We start from the raw sequence: 15,311 nt of genomic DNA, 5'->3' as shown, positions 1-15,311 counted from the left end.
CAATTTGCCATGGCGTCCTTTTTTCTTCGCCGGCCCGCGTTCGCGTGGGTTATTGCCATCCTCACCATGGTGGCGGGCCTGATCGCCCTCACCCGCATTCCCATCGCCCAGTATCCGGCGGTGGCGCCGCCCACCGTGATCGTCTACGCGGACTATGCCGGTGCGTCGGCGCGCACCGTGGAAGATGCGGTGACCGCCGTGCTAGAGCAGCAGATGCATGGCATTCCCGGCCTGCTCTACCTGGATGCCAGCAGCGAGGGCGGCGCCGCCACCATCACGCTCGGCTTTCGCCAGGGCACCGATGCGCAACTGGCGCAGGTCAACGTGCGCAACCGCGTCATGCAGGCCGAGCCGCTGCTGCCGGAGGCGGTGCGCCGCGGCGGCATCTTTGTGGACCAGGCCGGCAGCAGCCCCTTCATCTATGTCTCGCTGGTGTCGGATAACAGCCAGCTCGATGAAACCGCGCTCGGCGATTTTGCCGCCGCTTCGGTGCTGCCGATGCTGCGCCGCCTGCCGGGCATCGGCAAGGCCGAGCCGTATGGGTCCGAGTACGCCCTGCGCATCTGGTTCGACCCCGACAAGCTCAACGCCTACGGCCTCACGGCGGCGGATGTCGAGCAGGCCATCAGGGCGCGCAACGGGGACGTCACGCCGGGCCAGCTCGGCGGCGCGCCGGCGATGCCGGGCCAGTCCTACCAGGCGCTGGTGCGCCCGCCTCGGCCGCTCGCCGAGCCGGAGGCCTTCGGCCAGATCGTGGTGCGCGCCGGCGGCGACGCCTCGCTGGTCCGGCTGCGCGATGTGGCGCGGGTGGAACTGGGCGCCAGCGACTACCGCTACAGCTCGCGCCACGATGGCCAGGTGGCAGCCTCGATCGGCCTCAAGCTGGCTGATGGCGCCAATGTGCTGGCCACCTCGCGCGCGGTGCGCGCCGCGCTCGACGATGCCGCGCGCAGCTTTCCCGCCGGCATGCGCTACGAGATCTCGTCCGATAGCGCGCTGTTCGTCGAGCGCTCGATCTGGCGTGTGCTGACCACGCTGGGCGAAGCCACGGCGCTGGTCTTCCTGATCCTCTACCTGTTCCTTGGCAACCTGCGCGCCACGCTGATCCCCGTGATCGTGGTGCCGGTCTCGCTGCTTGGCACGGTGGCCTGCCTGTACGCGCTCGGCCTGTCGCTCAACGTGATCACGCTGTTCGGCGTGGTGCTGGCAATCGGCATCCTGGTCGACGACGCCATCGTGGTCGTGGAAAACGTCGAACGCATCATGCGCGAGGATGGCGTGGACGCCGTGGAAGCTGCGGCCCGCTCGATGCGGGAGGTGTCCGGCGCGCTGGTGGCGGTCACGCTGGTGCTGTGCGCGGTGTTCGTGCCGATGGCGTTCCTGGGCAGCGCGGTGGGCGTGATCTACCGGCACTTCGCCATCACGCTGGCGATCTCCATCGCCTTCTCGCTGTTCTTTGCGCTGTCGCTGGCGCCGGCCATGTGCGCCAGCCTGCTGCGCCATGCGCCGCATCCGCAGCGTGGCCCGCTGGCCTGGTTCGAGCGCGGCTTCACGGCGTTCACAGCGCGCTATGCCGGCTGGGTGCTGGCGCTGCAGCGCCGCCGCCTGCGCTGGCTGGGCACCTACCTGGCGCTGGCGGTGGCCGGCGGCGTGCTGATGTGGCAGATCCCCGCCGGCTTCCTGCCGGAGGAGGACACCGGCGAGCTGGTGATCGACATGGAGCTGCCCGCCGGTGCCACGCAGGAACAGACGCGCTCGACCGTGGCGGCGCTGGAGAAATGGCTGGAAGCAGGCAAGTATCCGGTGCGCTCGACCTTTGCCGTGTTGGGCTGGAGCAACTCCGGCAGCGGCGAGCAGCGCGCCAGCATGTACCTGGCGCTGCGGGACTGGTCCGAGCGCGGTGCCGGAGAACGCGCAGACGCCGTGCTGGCCAGGCTCCAGGCCGGGCTGGAAGCGTGGCCTGGCCGCGGACAGGCGCAGCTGTACGCCTATAACGGCGCGGCCCTTCCCGAGCTGGGCAGCACCGGCGGGCTCGACATGCGGCTGGTGGCGCAGCCCGGCACCGGGCGCGAAGCGCTGTTTGCCGCGCGCGACAAGCTGCTTGCCGCCGCCAAGGATGAGCCGTCGCTGGGTGAGGTGCGCGCCACCACCGCCCAGCCGGCGCCGGCGCTGGACTTGCACATCGACTACGAGCGCGCGCGCAGCTTCGGCGTGGAGCCGGAGGCCATCCACCATGCGCTGTCGGCCACGCTGGGCTCGCGCTACATCGACGAAGTGGCGCGTGAAGGCCGCATCCGCCGGGTGATCCTGCAAGCGGACGCGCCTTACCGGATGGACCCGGCCCAGCTGTCCCGGGTCCATGTGCGCAATGCGCAAGGCGGCATGGTCTCGCTGGGCGCCTTTGCCGAACTGGTCTGGGGCAAGGGCGAGGCCACGCTGGAGCGGTTCAACGGGCTTACCTCGGTGCGCATCAACGCCGAAGTGGCGCCCGGCCGTAGCACGGGTGTGGCCATGGAACGGCTCACTGCCATGGTGCGCGACCTGGGCGGCGCCTACGACGTGCGCTGGACGGGACGCGCCTTCGAGCAGCAGCAAAGCGGCGCGCAGGCGCCATGGCTGTTTGCCCTGTCGATGCTGTTCATCTTCCTGTGCCTGGTAGCGCTCTACGAAAACTGGACCCTGCCGCTGGCGGTGCTGCTGATCGTGCCGGCGGGCCTCGTCGGCGCGCTGGTGGCGATCTGGCTGCGCGGCATGCCGAACGACGTCTACTTCAAGGTGGGCGCGGTGGTGATCATGGGGCTAGCGGCCAAGAACGCCATCCTGGTGGTGGAGTACGCCGAGCAGTTACGCCGCGGCGGCATGGACCTGCTGGACGCTGCTGCCCAGGCGGCCCGCCAGCGCCTGCGGCCGGTGGTGATGACCTCGCTGGCCTTTATCCTCGGCGTGGTGCCGCTGGCGATCAGCACCGGCCCGGGCGCGGCCGCACAGCGCGCAGTCGGCACCGGTGTGCTCGGCGGCATGCTGGGCGCCACCGTGATCGGCTCGCTGGCGGTGCCGCTGCTCTATGCATGGATCGGGCGCAGGCGTGCCGGACGCGAACGGGAATGACAAGGCGCATGCCGGCAAGTGGCATTCAGGATGATCGAGGGGGCGTTGCGAAACTGCCGGAGGAAAGACGAAGGGCAGCGGGTGCGGGGAGCGGCGGGTAAAAATCACCCACCCGGCGGGAGAGAGAAGGAGGAGGAGGTCAGCCGGGCAGGTGGGAGATAAAACGGGAAAACAAAAGTGCCACCCAAGCGGCCACCGAAGTGGCCGTCAGGTAACACCGGGTCGGCATCAGACCCTGTAGCCGTACAGCGAGCCGTCGCCGGTGCGCGAGTTGTCCAGCGAGCTGGCAGCGATCTCGCCACGGAAAGCGCCGCGGGCGCCGTCGGTGAACGTATCGAACTTGCCGGCCTTGGCGCCGTCGGTGTACGGATCGTACCTGCCTTGGCGGGCGCCATCGGTGAACGTATCGAATTTGCCGGCGCGCAACGCGTCGGCGTAGACGTCGAACTTGCCGACCTTGCTATTGGCGGGGGCCGCCAGTGCGACGGCCGACGAGGCCACCATCAGCACGGCGAGAGCGCTGCCAAGGATGCGTTTGGCATTCATTTGGGACTCCTTCAACTGATTGTGTAATTCTTGTTTTTAATTTCGGTTACTAGCTGCCCCGGCAAATCTATGTTGCGCTGCGAGCACGGACTGAAGATTAGTGGCTGGGCGGGCAAGGAGAAATACCACTGCGACGAATGGTGCGTTGCGAGTCGTGAAACGCTGGAAAGTCTGACGAACGGCGCGGATTGGCCGTTGAATGGCGTGGCGGGGGGAGGTGCCAGGGCGCGCCGCAGGTGGCCGAAGCGATGCCTGATGGCCCGCCAGCCCTTACCAGAGGCGGCCCCGCCGGTGAAGCGCTTGCTTGGCGAGCCAGTGGTTTGCGGCGCGGGCGGTGCTGATTAGCGCGCGCCAGGGCGCCGCGGCTGACGCCCTGGCGCCGCTTGAAAACGCCTAAAAGTGACGAATAAGCTTTCGGCCTGGCCTTAGATAGTGTACTGGCCGTTGGCCTCGGGCTGGTAAGACAGCTCCACCACCGTGACGCTTTGCTCACGTCCATCCGGCAGGCGGTAACTCACGGTCTGCCCGGCACGCGCGCCAAGCAGCACACGGCCAATCGGCGACAGTACCGACAAGCGGCCTTCCTCGAAATCGGCGGTGTCCGGATAGACCAGGGTCCAGCGGCGCGGCGTGGCTTCACCCTCCAGCGCACACAACAGGCTGGAGTTCATGGTGACCACATCCTTGGGAATGGCCTCGGCCGGCACGATGGCCGCGCGCTCGAGGATGCTGTCGAGCATTTCGGCCAGCGGCGCGGCGCCGGCGCGGCCCGCGATGCGCTCCAGACGGGTCACGTCGAGCTCGGTCAGGTAAAGGGTCGGTTGTTGTTTGGACGATGCCGTCATGATGAATCCTCGCTAAGTGGCGATGCGGCGACCCGGAACAGGCCGGAGCGATCCGTCGGGGATCGGCTTCTGGCGTAACCAGGTCATGAAATAAGGTGGGCCGTTACCGGCGGTCAGTACCGGCGGGAAAACCGCGAACAGGGAGTGACTCGGCCCGGTTCAGCGTCTGCCTGCGTTGGGGGGAACGTCAGGCTGGGAACCGGGCAGGATCAAGCGGTACGCTGATCCGGCGGCAGGCAATCGCCTGTTTGGCTTGTGCGCGCGGCGCCTGGACTGCGCGCGCGGTCGCGCCGGCCTGCCCGTTAGGGGCGAGCTCGACAGCAATCGGCGACAGGCGGCAAGGCGTCATTGGGTGCGGCAGCAATTTGAAATGGAAAATCGGGAAAGCGCGCCACGCGGCGAAACTGGCGAGAGCAATGGCTCACTCAAGGGTTTCATTACGGGCTTGACCCGCTGCTTGTTCACCAGCTTGGTGCGCGGCAGGTAAAGGGATCGTAGCATAGCCGGCACCTTTCCGGCAGCGGGCCGCAACCCTTAGCCGTGGGCCGCCGGATGCGGGTGGCATTCGCAACCGGCGCCCGCGGCGGCCTGCTGCAGGTTCTGCAGGATGCCGCATTCGCTGGCGGGATGGGGCTGGTCGCAAGTGTGGCGAAGTGCCCGCAACTGCCCTTCCAGCGCCTCCAGCGCCATGCGCTGGGCGTGGATCTGCTCGATCTGACGATCCAGCAGCTTGTTGATATCGTCGCAGGCAAGTGTCGGATCGCGCTCGAAGTCCCGCAGCCGGCGCACGTCGGACAGGCTCATGCCAAGGGAGCGGCAGTGCCGCACGAAGTTCAGTTGCAGCAAATGGCCGTCGCCGTAGCGGCGATAGCCGTTTTCCTCGCGCTGGGGCGCGTCAAGCAGCCCTTCGCGCTCGTAGTAGCGGATGGTCTCCACGTCGCAACTGCTGTGCTTTGCAAGCTCACCGATACGCATGCCGACTCCAGGTCACTCTTGCCCCTACCTTTACCCTTGCTCTCACTTCAGCAAAATACCCTGTAGTAATTACGGGGTTACATTGTAGTGTAGACCATCGTGGCAAGCCTTGCCAGCCGCGCCCTCAGGCCGGCGCCGGGCCTCGCGCCTGGTCGCGCAACGTGAGCGTGCGCGGCGCGAAGGCCGCGCGCATGACTTCCACCGCCAGTTCGGGCCGGGCTGCGCCACACATGAACACATCCACGGCGGCAAAGCCGTACTCGGGCCAGGTATGGATGCTGATGTGCGATTCCTTGAGCAGCAGCACCCCGGTCACGCCCAGCCCGGGGCCAAAATGACGGAAGCGCGCGTCGACCACGGTGGCGCCGGCGGCCTGCGCCGCCTGGTAGAGCACGCGCTCGACGAGGGCGGCATCGGCCAGCAGATCGCTCGCCACGCCTTGCAGGTCGGCAAGCAGGTGATGGCCGAGCACGGCCGGGCAAGGCAGGGCCGGCGCGTTCATGGCCGCCTGCTCATTTGTGGCCGCCGCCGGAGGACCAGCCGCTGGAGCCGGAAGAGCCGCCGCTCCAGCCACGCGAGCTCGCATAGCCGGACGAGCCGGAGCCGGTGGATTCGCCGATGTTGAAGAAGGTCGTGCCGAACAGCACGATGATGCCGTAGACGAGATAAAGCAGGCGCACGCTGACTCAATCCTTTCCGGCCCAGCGTTGGACCAGCCAGATCGGCACCCATAGCAGCAGGAAGCCGATGACGATAGTGAACCAGCCCCGATCGGTGACGAGGGCCACCGGGACATTGAGGATGGCGAGGAGGATGGCGTAGACCTGGGCGCTCTTGCGGCAAAAGGCGAGGTCGGCGCTATTGCCCGAGGCCGATGCGCGCGCTGCCTGCGGCGCGCGGGCGGCCTCGGCCAGCCCCGGGCTGGACTTGAACCACTGCGCCAGCTGCGCGCGTGCCACGGTGGTGGACAACGTCCAGACGATCTCCGTGTCGGAGGTCTCGCGCGTGAGCCGGCGCGCCGGCTTGCCGAATTCGGTCAGGCGCGTGGTGTCGCCCACCTTGACGCGCCAGTTGAAGGTGCCGGCCGCGTACAGCACCTCGCTCTCGTAGTCGTAGCCTTGCTGGAAGGTCTGGCCCTGGTAGCTTGCGGCCGTGCCGGAGACCATGCGCGGCCAGGTATCCAGCACCTCGACCCGGTCCCAGCCGCTGTCCTGCTCCACCAGCCACATCAGGCCCTGCTGTTCGTTGAACAGCAGGTACTCGACCCAGGTCGAGGCTTCTTCCTCGTCGTTGTCGGTGCACTGCATCAGGCCCAGCACCGTATACGGCTTGCCGTCGATGTTGCCGATGTCGCCCGGCGCCAGGCTGGTCTTGAGCGCATCGAGCTCACGCTGCTTTTCCAGCACCAGCGCCGTTGAAGTGGAGCAGTCGATCTCGCTATGGCAACTCGGGCAGACCACGAAGCTGGCCACGCCCGCGCGGTAAGCGATCGGGCCGCCGCAGCCCGGGCAGGCCAGCGGCACGGCCTTGCCGCGGTAGCGCTCGGCGGTGCCGGCGATCTGGTCGGCCTCGCGCAGCAACTGGCATTTGAGCTGGTCGAGCGTGACCGCCTGGCCGGTATAGATGGCGGGCGGATCGCCGTCGGCGTAGTCGAGCGTGAGGAAACGGCCCTCGTCGCGGAAGTCCGCGACCTGCGCGGTCCATCCGGCGCCTACCGTGAACGGCAGTTCGCCCTGGCCGCCGGTGCAGCGCGCGCTGCGCACGTCGCTGGCCAGGTAGCGATGCTTGTCGAAGTACAGGGGCGTGCCGGGCGTGAGCTGGTCATAGCGCGGCAGCGCCACGCCGTTAAGCTGGGCGGCGGATTGCCCGGCGGTGACGCGCCGGGTCAGCATGTACTGGCCGGAGGCATCCGCCAGCCAGCCGTCGCTGCCATCGTCGAACAGCAGGTACCACTCGTTCCACAGGCCGGAGTCGTAGCGCAGCTGGATGCGGCCGACCAGGGTGAAGCCCTGCCCGTCCCACTGGCCCGAGGTGTGGATCTGCAGCGGCGTGTAGTCCTCCAGCACGGTGGACATCTTGCCGATGTCCTTGACCGTGTCGGCGTCCTTGAGCAGCGTGCTGTGGCAGAACTCGCACACCACCATCACCGCGGCGGACGAGCGGAAGGCCGCCGGCGCACCGCAGCTTGGGCAGTTGATTTCTTGCATGCTTAAGGGATAGGGGTGCGCTCAGCCGACCAGTTTCTTGAGGATCTCGGCCTTGGCGGTGTCGAACTCAGCCTGGGAGATCAGGCTCTTGTCGAGCAGGTCCTTGAGCTTTTGCAGGCGCGCGGCGGGATCGTCGGCGGGCGCTGCCACTGCAGCCGGCGCCGCTGCCGCGGCGGACGCGGCAGGCTGGACGCCCGCGGCGGCGCCAAGCCCGCCCGCCATGGCCTGGCCCATCACCGCGCCGGCCGCCAGGCTGGCGCCAAGGCCGGCCACGCCGCCCTCGTTCTGCGCGGCCAGCGGGATCGAGGTGGCGACCTGGTACTGCGTGAACTTCGCCATATCGCCCATCATGCCCATGGAGATACGGGTGTCGATGGCCTTTTGCAGTTCTTCCGGCAACGACACATTGGTCACCGCGAAGTTGTCCAGCGCCACGCCATAGCGCTCGAACTCGGGCGCCAGCTTGTCGCGGATGGTCTGCGACATCAGCGCCTGGTTGGCGGCCATGTCCAGGAAGGGCACCGAGGCGCCGCCCAGCGTGGCGGTCATGGTGGCGATCAGCAGGTTGCGCAGTTGCTCTTCCACCTCGTCGCGGGTGTACTCGGCGCGCGTGCCGCTGATCTCGGTATAGAACTTGGCGGCGTCGGCCACCTTGTACGAGTACAGGCCAAAGGCGCGCAGCCGCACCATGCCGAAATCGGCGTCACGGATGGTGATCGGCTGGGCAGTGCCCCACTTGCGCCCGATCTGCAGGCGCGTGCTGAAGAAGTACACATGTAGGTCAGCACCGGCAGCGTTTGCGTGGTGAGCTTGTGCATGCCGGGCCCGAACACGTCGGCGATCTTGCCTTCGTTGACGAACACCGCCATCTGTGACTCGCGCACGGTCAGGCTGCCACCGTACTGGATTTCCATATCCTCCATCGGATAGCGCCAGGCCAGTACGCCGTCCGTGTCCTCCGTCCATTGGAGGATGTCGATAAACTGCTTCTTGATGAACGATCCGATGCTCATGGCAATCCCCAGGGTTCTCAGCAATGTTCCAGCAGGTTCAGGAAGTCACGAAGTCACGAAGTCACGACAGGCAGGCGGCATTGATCAGGCCGACCGTCACTGAAATAGCGCCCATCAGGCCGCCCATGCCGATATTGTTCGATTCGATCGCGGCGTCCATGTCGGGCAGCGCGCGCGCCAGGCCCGCATAGGCCAGAGCTTGTACCAGCATCGCCCCCACCGACCACACCAGGAACATCAGGAAGGTGTCGTTGTGCTGGATGCTGGACGACAGCGTAAAGCAAAAACCGATCATCGCCCCCGACAGCGAAAGCGCCGCCGCGAGGTTGCCCTGGCGGATCAGCGAGAACTCGCGAAACGGCGTGATCCTGGTGTAGACTCCGACGAACACCGCCAGCAGGGCGAGGCCGGCCAGCAGGTGCAGCACGTAGGCGTAGATGGCTTGCATCTTGGTTGTTCTCCGGCTGGTTCTACAACGGTGTCCCGGGCTGCGGCAACGGTGAGCAAGCTGTGAATCGTGAAGCCATATTGGCGATATCAGCATTGTTGGCAGTTAGCGCCCAAGTATATCCGTTGTCCATTTCGGTTCATCACAACTTTTTGCGGTCTGCCAGGCGAGCGCGCATCGCGCGGCGGCTCGCCTGAGCGTCACGCCTGCCTGCCCGGCTCCCTATCCGATTCCTACCCTGATGCGCGACCGTACCCTTGTTCTTTCGGTGTTGATCGTGGCGTCCTGCGGGCTCGGCTACGAGCTGATTGCCGGCGCCCTGTCCAGCTACCTGCTGGGCGACTCCATCCTCCAGTTTTCTTCCATCATCGGCTGCTACCTGTTCGCCATGGGCGTGGGCTCCTGGCTGTCGCGCTATGTGAAGGACGAGGACGTGCTGGCGCGCTTCATCGATATCGAGATCCTGATCGGCCTGCTCGGCGGCATCTCGGCAGCGCTGCTGTTCGTGGTGTTCGCCTGGCTGTCGGCGCCCTTTCGCACCGCGCTCTACGCCATGGTGTTCGTGCTCGGCGTGCTGGTGGGCATGGAGATCCCGCTGGTCATGCGGGTGCTCAACACGCGCCGCACCGCCTTTAGCGAACTGGTCAGCCGGGTGCTGACGTTCGACTACCTTGGCGCGCTGGCTGTCTCGCTGGTGTTCCCGCTGGTGCTGGCGCCGCGCCTGGGGCTGTCGCGCACCGGCTTTTTGTTCGGCATGCTCAATGCCGGCGTGGCGCTGGTCACCATCCATATCTTCCGCGATGAGCTCAAGCCGGTAATGTCGCGCATGCTGCGCGCGTCGCTGGTGCTGGTGCTGCTGGCGGGCGGCTTCCTGGCCTCCGGGCGGCTCACCCACTGGGCCGAGCGCGGCATGTTCGGCGACGAGATCATCCATAGCGAAAGCACGCCGTACCAGCGCCTGGTGATCACGCGCTGGAAGGACGACATGCGCCTCTATATCAACGGCAACCTGCAGTTCTCCTCGCGCGACGAACACCGCTACCACGAGGCGCTGGTGCATCCGGTGCTGCAGGCGCTGCCGTGGGCACGCCGCGTGCTGGTGATCGGCGGCGGCGACGGGCTGGCGGTGCGCGAGATCCTCAAGCACAAGAATATCGAGCACGTCACGCTGGTCGACCTCGACCCGGCCATGACCACGCTGTTCTCGCGCAGCGAGCCATTGGTGGCGCTCAACCAGGGCTCGCTCAAGGATGCGCGCGTGCAGGTGGTCAACGCCGACGCCGCGCAATGGATGGAGCAGCACAACGAGATGTTCGACGCCATCATCGTCGACCTGCCCGACCCGTCCAACTTCGGTCTCGGCAAGTTGTACTCGGTGCCGATGTACAAGCTGATGTCGCACCATCTCGCCGAGAAAGGCTATGCGGTGGTGCAGTCCACCTCGCCGTACTTTGCGCCGCGCTCGTTCTGGGATATCGACGCCACGCTGCGCGAGGCCGGCCTGCATACCTGGCCCTACCATGCCTACGTGCCGTCCTTCGGCGAATGGGGCTTCATCCTCGCGGGCAAGCGCGGCGACTACACGCCGCCCACGCGCTACACCGTGCCGCTCAAGTTCCTCGACGCCGACAGCACCGCGCTGATGTTCCGCTTCCCCGCCGACATGGCGCCGCGCGAGGCGCGCGCGAACCGGCTCAACGAGCAGTCGCTGGTGCATGATTTCGAGCAGGACTGGCGCAATGTCATCCGCTGATCCACATCACCCGCATCACCCGCACCATCGGTACCTCCCGCAATCGGAGCCGGCATGGATCGCCGCCGCTTCCTGATCGCCGGCGCCGGCGCCGGCGCGGCCGGCCTGGGCTTGCTGTCCGGCTGCGATCGCCTGGGCGACGATGCCAATCGCTTCCTGGCCGGCGTCGGCCTGCGCGAGCCCATGCCCGTCGTGCTGCGCCCCGGCATGGCCGAGGGCCACGCGCTGCGCGATGCCGCCAGCTGGCCGTCGGCCGTTGCCGCGCAGGACGAGATCGTCACCGATGTTGCCATCCTGGGCGGCGGCGTGGCCGGGCTCAGCGCCGCGTGGCAACTGGCGCGTGGCGGCCTCACGGACTTCCTGCTGGTGGACGGGCCGGAGTTCGGCGGCAACGCGGCGGCCGGAAGCTTCGGCGGCGACCTGGCTTTCCCGCGCGGCGCGCACTATCTGCCGCTGCCCTCGCCCGAATCCACGCATATCCGCGAGATGCTGGCCGACACCGGCGTGATCCGGCGCGACCCGTTTGCCGCGCGGCCCGAGTTCGACGAGCGCGCGCTGGTGCATGCGCCGGACGAGCGCCTGTTCTTCGAGGGCAAATGGCACGACGGCCTGCTGCCCAGCGACGCCGCGCCGGACGAAGTGGCGGCGCAGCACACGCGCTTTCTCGCGCGCGTCGAGCAACTCAAGAGCGCGCGCGGCAGCGACGGCCGCAAGGCCTTTGCCATCCCGCTGGCGCTGGCCTCGCAAGACCCGGCCTGGACCGGGCTTGACCAGCAAAGCATGCGGCAGTGGATGCTGGCCGAGGGCTTTACCGCGCCGACGCTGCACACCTATGTCGACTACTGCTGCCGCGACGACTACGGCGCGGGGCACGACCTGATCTCGGCGTGGGCGGGGCTGTATTACTTCGCCAGCCGCGCGGGCCATGCGCGCGATGCGGCCGATGGCGCGGTGCTGACCTGGCCGGATGGATTGCATGCGCTGGTGACGCGGCTCTCGGCGCGGATCGATGCGCATCGCGGCGTCAAGCCTGGCGCCCCGCCCTGGCGCCGCCCCGGCATGGCGCTGCAAGTGCAGGAGCAAGGCCGTGAAGTGTCGGTGCTATGCGCCTGGTGGCCGGATGGCGTCGGCGCCGGGCCGCCCAAGCGGTACCGCATCCGCGCGCGGCGCGTGATCTGCGCCATGCCCCTGCATGTGGCTGCCCGCGTGGCGCCGCTGCGCGAATTCGGTTTCGACCCGGCGCGCCACCTGCCGCCCACCGCGTCGTGGATGGTGTCCAGCTTCCGCCTGCGTGGCTTCCCGCCGGAAGCGCCCGGCGTGCCGCTGGCGTGGGACAACGTGGTGCACGGCGGACGCGGGCTGGGTTATGTGGTCAGCACCCATCAGCTGATCCGGCAGGCCAGGCCGGCGGCCACGGTCTTCACGGCGTATTGCCCGCTCGACGCTGCGGCCGCTACCGGCACCGATGCCGGTAGCGCACTGCGCTCGCTCGCCGACACCCGCCGCTGGCTGGCCGGGGCCAGCCCCGCCGAACTGATGGACTACGCCACCACCGATCTGCGCACGGTCTACGGCCGCGCCTTCTGGCGCCACGCGGATGCGGTGGAGATCACCGTGCGCGGGCACGCCATGGCCTCGCCGCGCACGGGCTTCCTGGGCAACGCCGGTGCCGCTGCCCTGCGCGCCGCCGACGGCCGCATCCTGTTCGCCCATGCGGACCTGTCTGGCGTGTCGGTGTTCGAGGAGGCAGCGTGGTGGGGCACGCGCGCCGCGCGGAGGATCCTCGGCTGTGCGCCGTCAAGTGCTTCTCTCGCCATAACATGCCGCGGCGCGGCATCCTGTAGAATTCTTTGCGCGATTTCGTGTCGAACCCGCTGACACGCAATCCCGACTTCGATTTTTTTGTGCGCGCAATCCGCTTCCTGCTGCTGCTCCTGATGCTTGCCGTTATGCCCTTCCAAAGCTGGGCAGGCGCACGCGCGTGCGCAGTGGGCAACGCGGTGCTGGCGGACGCGTGCAGCACGGCGCCCCAGGTGGCACAAGACCAGGCCGCTTTCGCCACGGCTGCCGATGTGGATCATGCCGCCGCCATCGATGCCAGCGGCGCTCCGGGTGCCGTTGATGCCGTTGATGCCGTTGATGCCGGCGACGCAAAAGATCCTTCGCAGCCCGGCGCCGACCTCGCCGAATCCCTGTTGCCGGCCTCGCCCCTGCGTTTTACTGCGGGGCTTGCCTGCAGTGGCGCACCCACGCACCGCGCGGGCGCCATGCCGGACCCCGACCTCCCACTTCAGCAGCGCCCTCCCAGCGCCTGAGTCTGCTCCGCGCGCGCGGTTGCACCTCGTGCGCCCTCGTTGTAGCTCCCGGCTTTCCTGTCGTTAATCTCCAGCACGCGCGCGCGTGCTAGCGATGCGCGCCCTCCGTTTTCAACATGGCATTGATCACTTCCTCACATAAAACATGAAACGCGTCCTGCTCTTCCTGGCGACCAACCTCGCCGTCATGCTTGTCCTCAGCTTCACCGCCAGCTTGCTGGGCGTGAATCGCTTCCTGAGCGGCAATGGCCTGAACCTTGGCATGCTGCTGGCATTCGCCGCGCTGATGGGCTTCGGTGGTTCCTTTATCTCCCTGCTGATGTCGAAGACCATCGCCAAGTGGTCGACCGGTGCACAGGTCATCACCCAGCCCAGCAACGGCACCGAAGTCTGGCTGGTGCAGACCGTGCAAAAGCTGGCCGACCGCGCTGGCCTGCCGATGCCCGAAGTGGCCATCTACGAGGGCGAAGCCAATGCGTTCGCCACCGGCGCCACCAGGAAAAGCTCTCTGGTCGCCGTATCCACGGGCCTGCTGCAGACCATGTCGCACGATGAAGTGGAGGCCGTGCTCGCGCACGAAGTCGCCCACATCGCCAATGGCGACATGGTCACGCTCACGCTGATCCAGGGGGTGGTGAACACCTTCGTGATTTTCCTGGCGCGGATCGTCGGCTACTTCGTGGATTCGATGCTGCGCAAGAACGATGAAGAATCGAGCGGCCCAGGCATCGGCTACATGATCACGGTGGTGGTGTGCGAGATCGTGTTCGGCATCCTGGCCAGCATCATCGTGGCGACCTTCTCGCGCCATCGCGAGTACCGCGCCGACGCCGGCGCGGCCAAGCTGATGGGTAGCCCCACGCCGATGGTGGCGGCGTTGCGCCGCCTGGGCGGCCTGGAGGCGGATGGCCTGCCGCAGAACATGCAGGCGATGGGCATCGCCGGTGGCAAGTCGTGGCTGTCGCTGTTCTCCAGCCACCCGCCGATCGAGCAGCGCATTGCCGCGCTGCAGGCTAAGGGCTGAGATCCTTGCCGGGCACTTCCGGCTTCGCCCGGAACGCTGCCCGGTAGCGTTCCGGCGTGGTCTGCACATGGTGCTGTAACGCCTGGCGCATCACGTCGGCGTTAGCAAATCCGGTAGCACGGGCGATGCCATCCAGGCGTCGCCCGTCGTCCTCCAGCATCCGGCGCACCGCCTCCACGCGTAGCCGCTCCACGTAGCGCGCCGGCGTTTCGCCGACCTGCCGCGCGAACACGCGCGCGAAGTTGCGCGGGCTCATCGCCACGCGTTCTGCCAGCACCTGCACCGACAGGTCACGCGCCAGGTGCTCGGCCATCCATCCCTGCAATTCACGCAACTCCGGGCTCTGCGCGCTCTGCGCCTGCAGCAGCGTGGAGAACTGCGCCTGGCTGCCGGGACGGCGCAGGAATAGCACCAGTTCGCGCGCCACCGCCAGCGAAGCGGCATGGCCCAGATCGTCCTCCACCAGCGCGAGCGCCAGGTCCATGCCCGCGGTAACGCCGGCCGAGGTGTACAGATCGCCCGCGCGGATCCAGATCGGATCCGGGTCCACCTCCACCAGCGGATGGCGCTCGGCCAGCCGCGCGGCGTGGCGCCAGTGCGTGGTTGCGCGATGGCTGTCCAGCAGCCCGGTACGCGCCAGCACGAAGGCGCCGGTGCAGACCGCGCCGAGGCGGCGCACGCGTGGTGCCTGCTCGCGTATCCAGCCGATCAGGCGCGCGTCGTCGGCCGCCGCCGCGTGGCCGGAGCCGCCGGCGATCAGCAAGGTATCGATAGGCCCGGGCAGCATCGTGCCGATGCGGTGGTATGGCGCGTCGGCCAGCAGCCGGATGCCGCTTTCGGTGTGCACCAGGCTGTCGTCCCGCACGCTGGCAATGCGGATGTCGTAGGCGGGCGAGGCCCGGCCGGGGAGCCGGTTGGCATGGCCAAATACCGCGCTGGGCCCGGTCACATCAAGTTCCTGCGCGGGGTCCGGCGCGACGAGCACGACGATGCGTGGCGGATCGCCTGGCAGGGGAATGGGGGGCGGCATGGACGGTGACCCGGGGGCGAAAGTGTAGATGCGGTTGCCGCAGATCA

13 protein-coding genes and 1 pseudogene are annotated in these 15,311 nt (G+C 67.6%); 5 read left to right on the top strand and 9 right to left on the bottom strand.

The window, feature by feature from the left end; translation table 11 throughout:
- Positions 1 to 9 precede the first annotated feature (9 nt).
- Positions 10 to 3,108, top strand: coding sequence for an efflux RND transporter permease subunit (locus OR16_RS07280; protein ID WP_006157316.1), 3,099 nt, complete (start codon positions 10 to 12; stop codon positions 3,106 to 3,108).
- 228 nt (positions 3,109 to 3,336) lie between these two features.
- Here the strand turns inward: OR16_RS07280 and OR16_RS07275 are convergent, their stop codons facing one another.
- From OR16_RS07275 to OR16_RS07245, 8 genes and pseudogenes are all read right to left on the bottom strand, one after another.
- Complete coding sequence (locus tag OR16_RS07275) at positions 3,337 to 3,654, bottom strand: hypothetical protein (RefSeq protein WP_006157315.1); 318 nt, start codon at positions 3,652 to 3,654, stop codon at positions 3,337 to 3,339.
- A gap of 425 nt (positions 3,655 to 4,079) precedes the next feature.
- A complete protein-coding gene (rnk, locus tag OR16_RS07270) occupies positions 4,080 to 4,499 on the bottom strand; it encodes a nucleoside diphosphate kinase regulator (RefSeq protein ID WP_006157314.1) in 420 nt (139 codons plus the stop codon).
- Positions 4,500 to 5,033: 534 nt separating this feature from the next.
- Positions 5,034 to 5,474 (bottom strand): Cd(II)/Pb(II)-responsive transcriptional regulator, encoded by a 441-nt coding sequence (locus tag OR16_RS07265; RefSeq protein WP_006157313.1) that lies wholly within the window; start codon positions 5,472 to 5,474, stop codon positions 5,034 to 5,036.
- 124 nt (positions 5,475 to 5,598) lie between these two features.
- Entirely contained in the window at positions 5,599 to 5,976 is a 378-nt protein-coding gene (gene speD, locus OR16_RS07260; protein WP_006157312.1) for an adenosylmethionine decarboxylase, read from the bottom strand.
- Between the two features lie 10 nt (positions 5,977 to 5,986).
- Positions 5,987 to 6,154 carry a hypothetical protein gene (locus OR16_RS43970; protein WP_158001334.1) on the bottom strand — a complete coding sequence of 56 codons (168 nt, stop codon included), beginning with the start codon at positions 6,152 to 6,154 and terminating at the stop codon, positions 5,987 to 5,989.
- 6 nt (positions 6,155 to 6,160) lie between these two features.
- Positions 6,161 to 7,681, bottom strand: a complete 1,521-nt coding sequence (locus tag OR16_RS07255) for a DUF4178 domain-containing protein (protein ID WP_006157311.1) — start codon at positions 7,679 to 7,681, stop codon at positions 6,161 to 6,163.
- 21 nt (positions 7,682 to 7,702) lie between these two features.
- Positions 7,703 to 8,694, bottom strand: a pseudogene (locus OR16_RS07250) (SPFH domain-containing protein).
- 61 nt (positions 8,695 to 8,755) lie between these two features.
- Entirely contained in the window at positions 8,756 to 9,142 is a 387-nt protein-coding gene (locus OR16_RS07245; protein WP_006157309.1) for a DUF350 domain-containing protein, read from the bottom strand.
- Positions 9,143 to 9,383: 241 nt separating this feature from the next.
- On the opposite strand from OR16_RS07245, the gene OR16_RS07240 reads away from it, so the two are divergent.
- From OR16_RS07240 to htpX, 4 genes are all read left to right on the top strand, one after another.
- Positions 9,384 to 10,895 (top strand): polyamine aminopropyltransferase, encoded by a 1,512-nt coding sequence (locus OR16_RS07240; RefSeq protein WP_006157308.1) that lies wholly within the window; start codon positions 9,384 to 9,386, stop codon positions 10,893 to 10,895.
- A 54-nt stretch (positions 10,896 to 10,949) separates the two neighbouring features.
- Positions 10,950 to 12,773: an NAD(P)/FAD-dependent oxidoreductase gene (locus tag OR16_RS07235; RefSeq protein ID WP_006157307.1), complete on the top strand. Its 1,824-nt coding sequence runs from the start codon at positions 10,950 to 10,952 to the stop codon at positions 12,771 to 12,773.
- Positions 12,758 to 13,210, top strand: coding sequence for a hypothetical protein (locus OR16_RS07230; RefSeq protein ID WP_237716972.1), 453 nt, complete (start codon positions 12,758 to 12,760; stop codon positions 13,208 to 13,210). The genes OR16_RS07235 and OR16_RS07230 overlap by 16 nt, the downstream gene beginning before the upstream one ends.
- 145 nt (positions 13,211 to 13,355) lie before the next feature.
- On the top strand, positions 13,356 to 14,234 hold the full coding sequence (gene htpX, locus OR16_RS07225) for a protease HtpX (RefSeq protein ID WP_006157305.1): 879 nt from the start codon (positions 13,356 to 13,358) through the stop codon (positions 14,232 to 14,234).
- Here htpX and OR16_RS07220 read toward each other — a convergent pair.
- Entirely contained in the window at positions 14,224 to 15,264 is a 1,041-nt protein-coding gene (locus tag OR16_RS07220; RefSeq protein ID WP_050982912.1) for a GlxA family transcriptional regulator, read from the bottom strand. The two genes, htpX and OR16_RS07220, sit on opposite strands and share 11 nt — an antisense overlap.
- Positions 15,265 to 15,311 lie beyond the last annotated feature (47 nt).

The sequence above is a fragment of the Cupriavidus basilensis OR16 genome (assembly GCF_000243095.1).
Taxonomy (GTDB): Bacteria; Pseudomonadota; Gammaproteobacteria; order Burkholderiales; family Burkholderiaceae; genus Cupriavidus; species Cupriavidus basilensis_D.
Note: the sequence above shows the minus strand (reverse complement) of the source record. Positions and strands in the feature narration are given on the sequence as shown.

Coding starts and splice junctions, on each gene's coding strand:
- OR16_RS07280 (WP_006157316.1), top strand. CDS start 10: ATGGCGTCCTTTTTTCTTCGCCGGCCCGCGTTCGCGTGGGTTATTGCC.
- OR16_RS07275 (WP_006157315.1), bottom strand. CDS start 3,654: ATGAATGCCAAACGCATCCTTGGCAGCGCTCTCGCCGTGCTGATGGTG.
- rnk (WP_006157314.1), bottom strand. CDS start 4,499: ATGACGGCATCGTCCAAACAACAACCGACCCTTTACCTGACCGAGCTC.
- OR16_RS07265 (WP_006157313.1), bottom strand. CDS start 5,474: ATGCGTATCGGTGAGCTTGCAAAGCACAGCAGTTGCGACGTGGAGACC.
- speD (WP_006157312.1), bottom strand. CDS start 5,976: ATGAACGCGCCGGCCCTGCCTTGCCCGGCCGTGCTCGGCCATCACCTG.
- OR16_RS07255 (WP_006157311.1), bottom strand. CDS start 7,681: ATGCAAGAAATCAACTGCCCAAGCTGCGGTGCGCCGGCGGCCTTCCGC.
- OR16_RS07245 (WP_006157309.1), bottom strand. CDS start 9,142: ATGCAAGCCATCTACGCCTACGTGCTGCACCTGCTGGCCGGCCTCGCC.
- OR16_RS07240 (WP_006157308.1), top strand. CDS start 9,384: ATGCGCGACCGTACCCTTGTTCTTTCGGTGTTGATCGTGGCGTCCTGC.
- OR16_RS07235 (WP_006157307.1), top strand. CDS start 10,950: ATGGATCGCCGCCGCTTCCTGATCGCCGGCGCCGGCGCCGGCGCGGCC.
- htpX (WP_006157305.1), top strand. CDS start 13,356: ATGAAACGCGTCCTGCTCTTCCTGGCGACCAACCTCGCCGTCATGCTT.
- OR16_RS07220 (WP_050982912.1), bottom strand. CDS start 15,264: ATGCCGCCCCCCATTCCCCTGCCAGGCGATCCGCCACGCATCGTCGTG.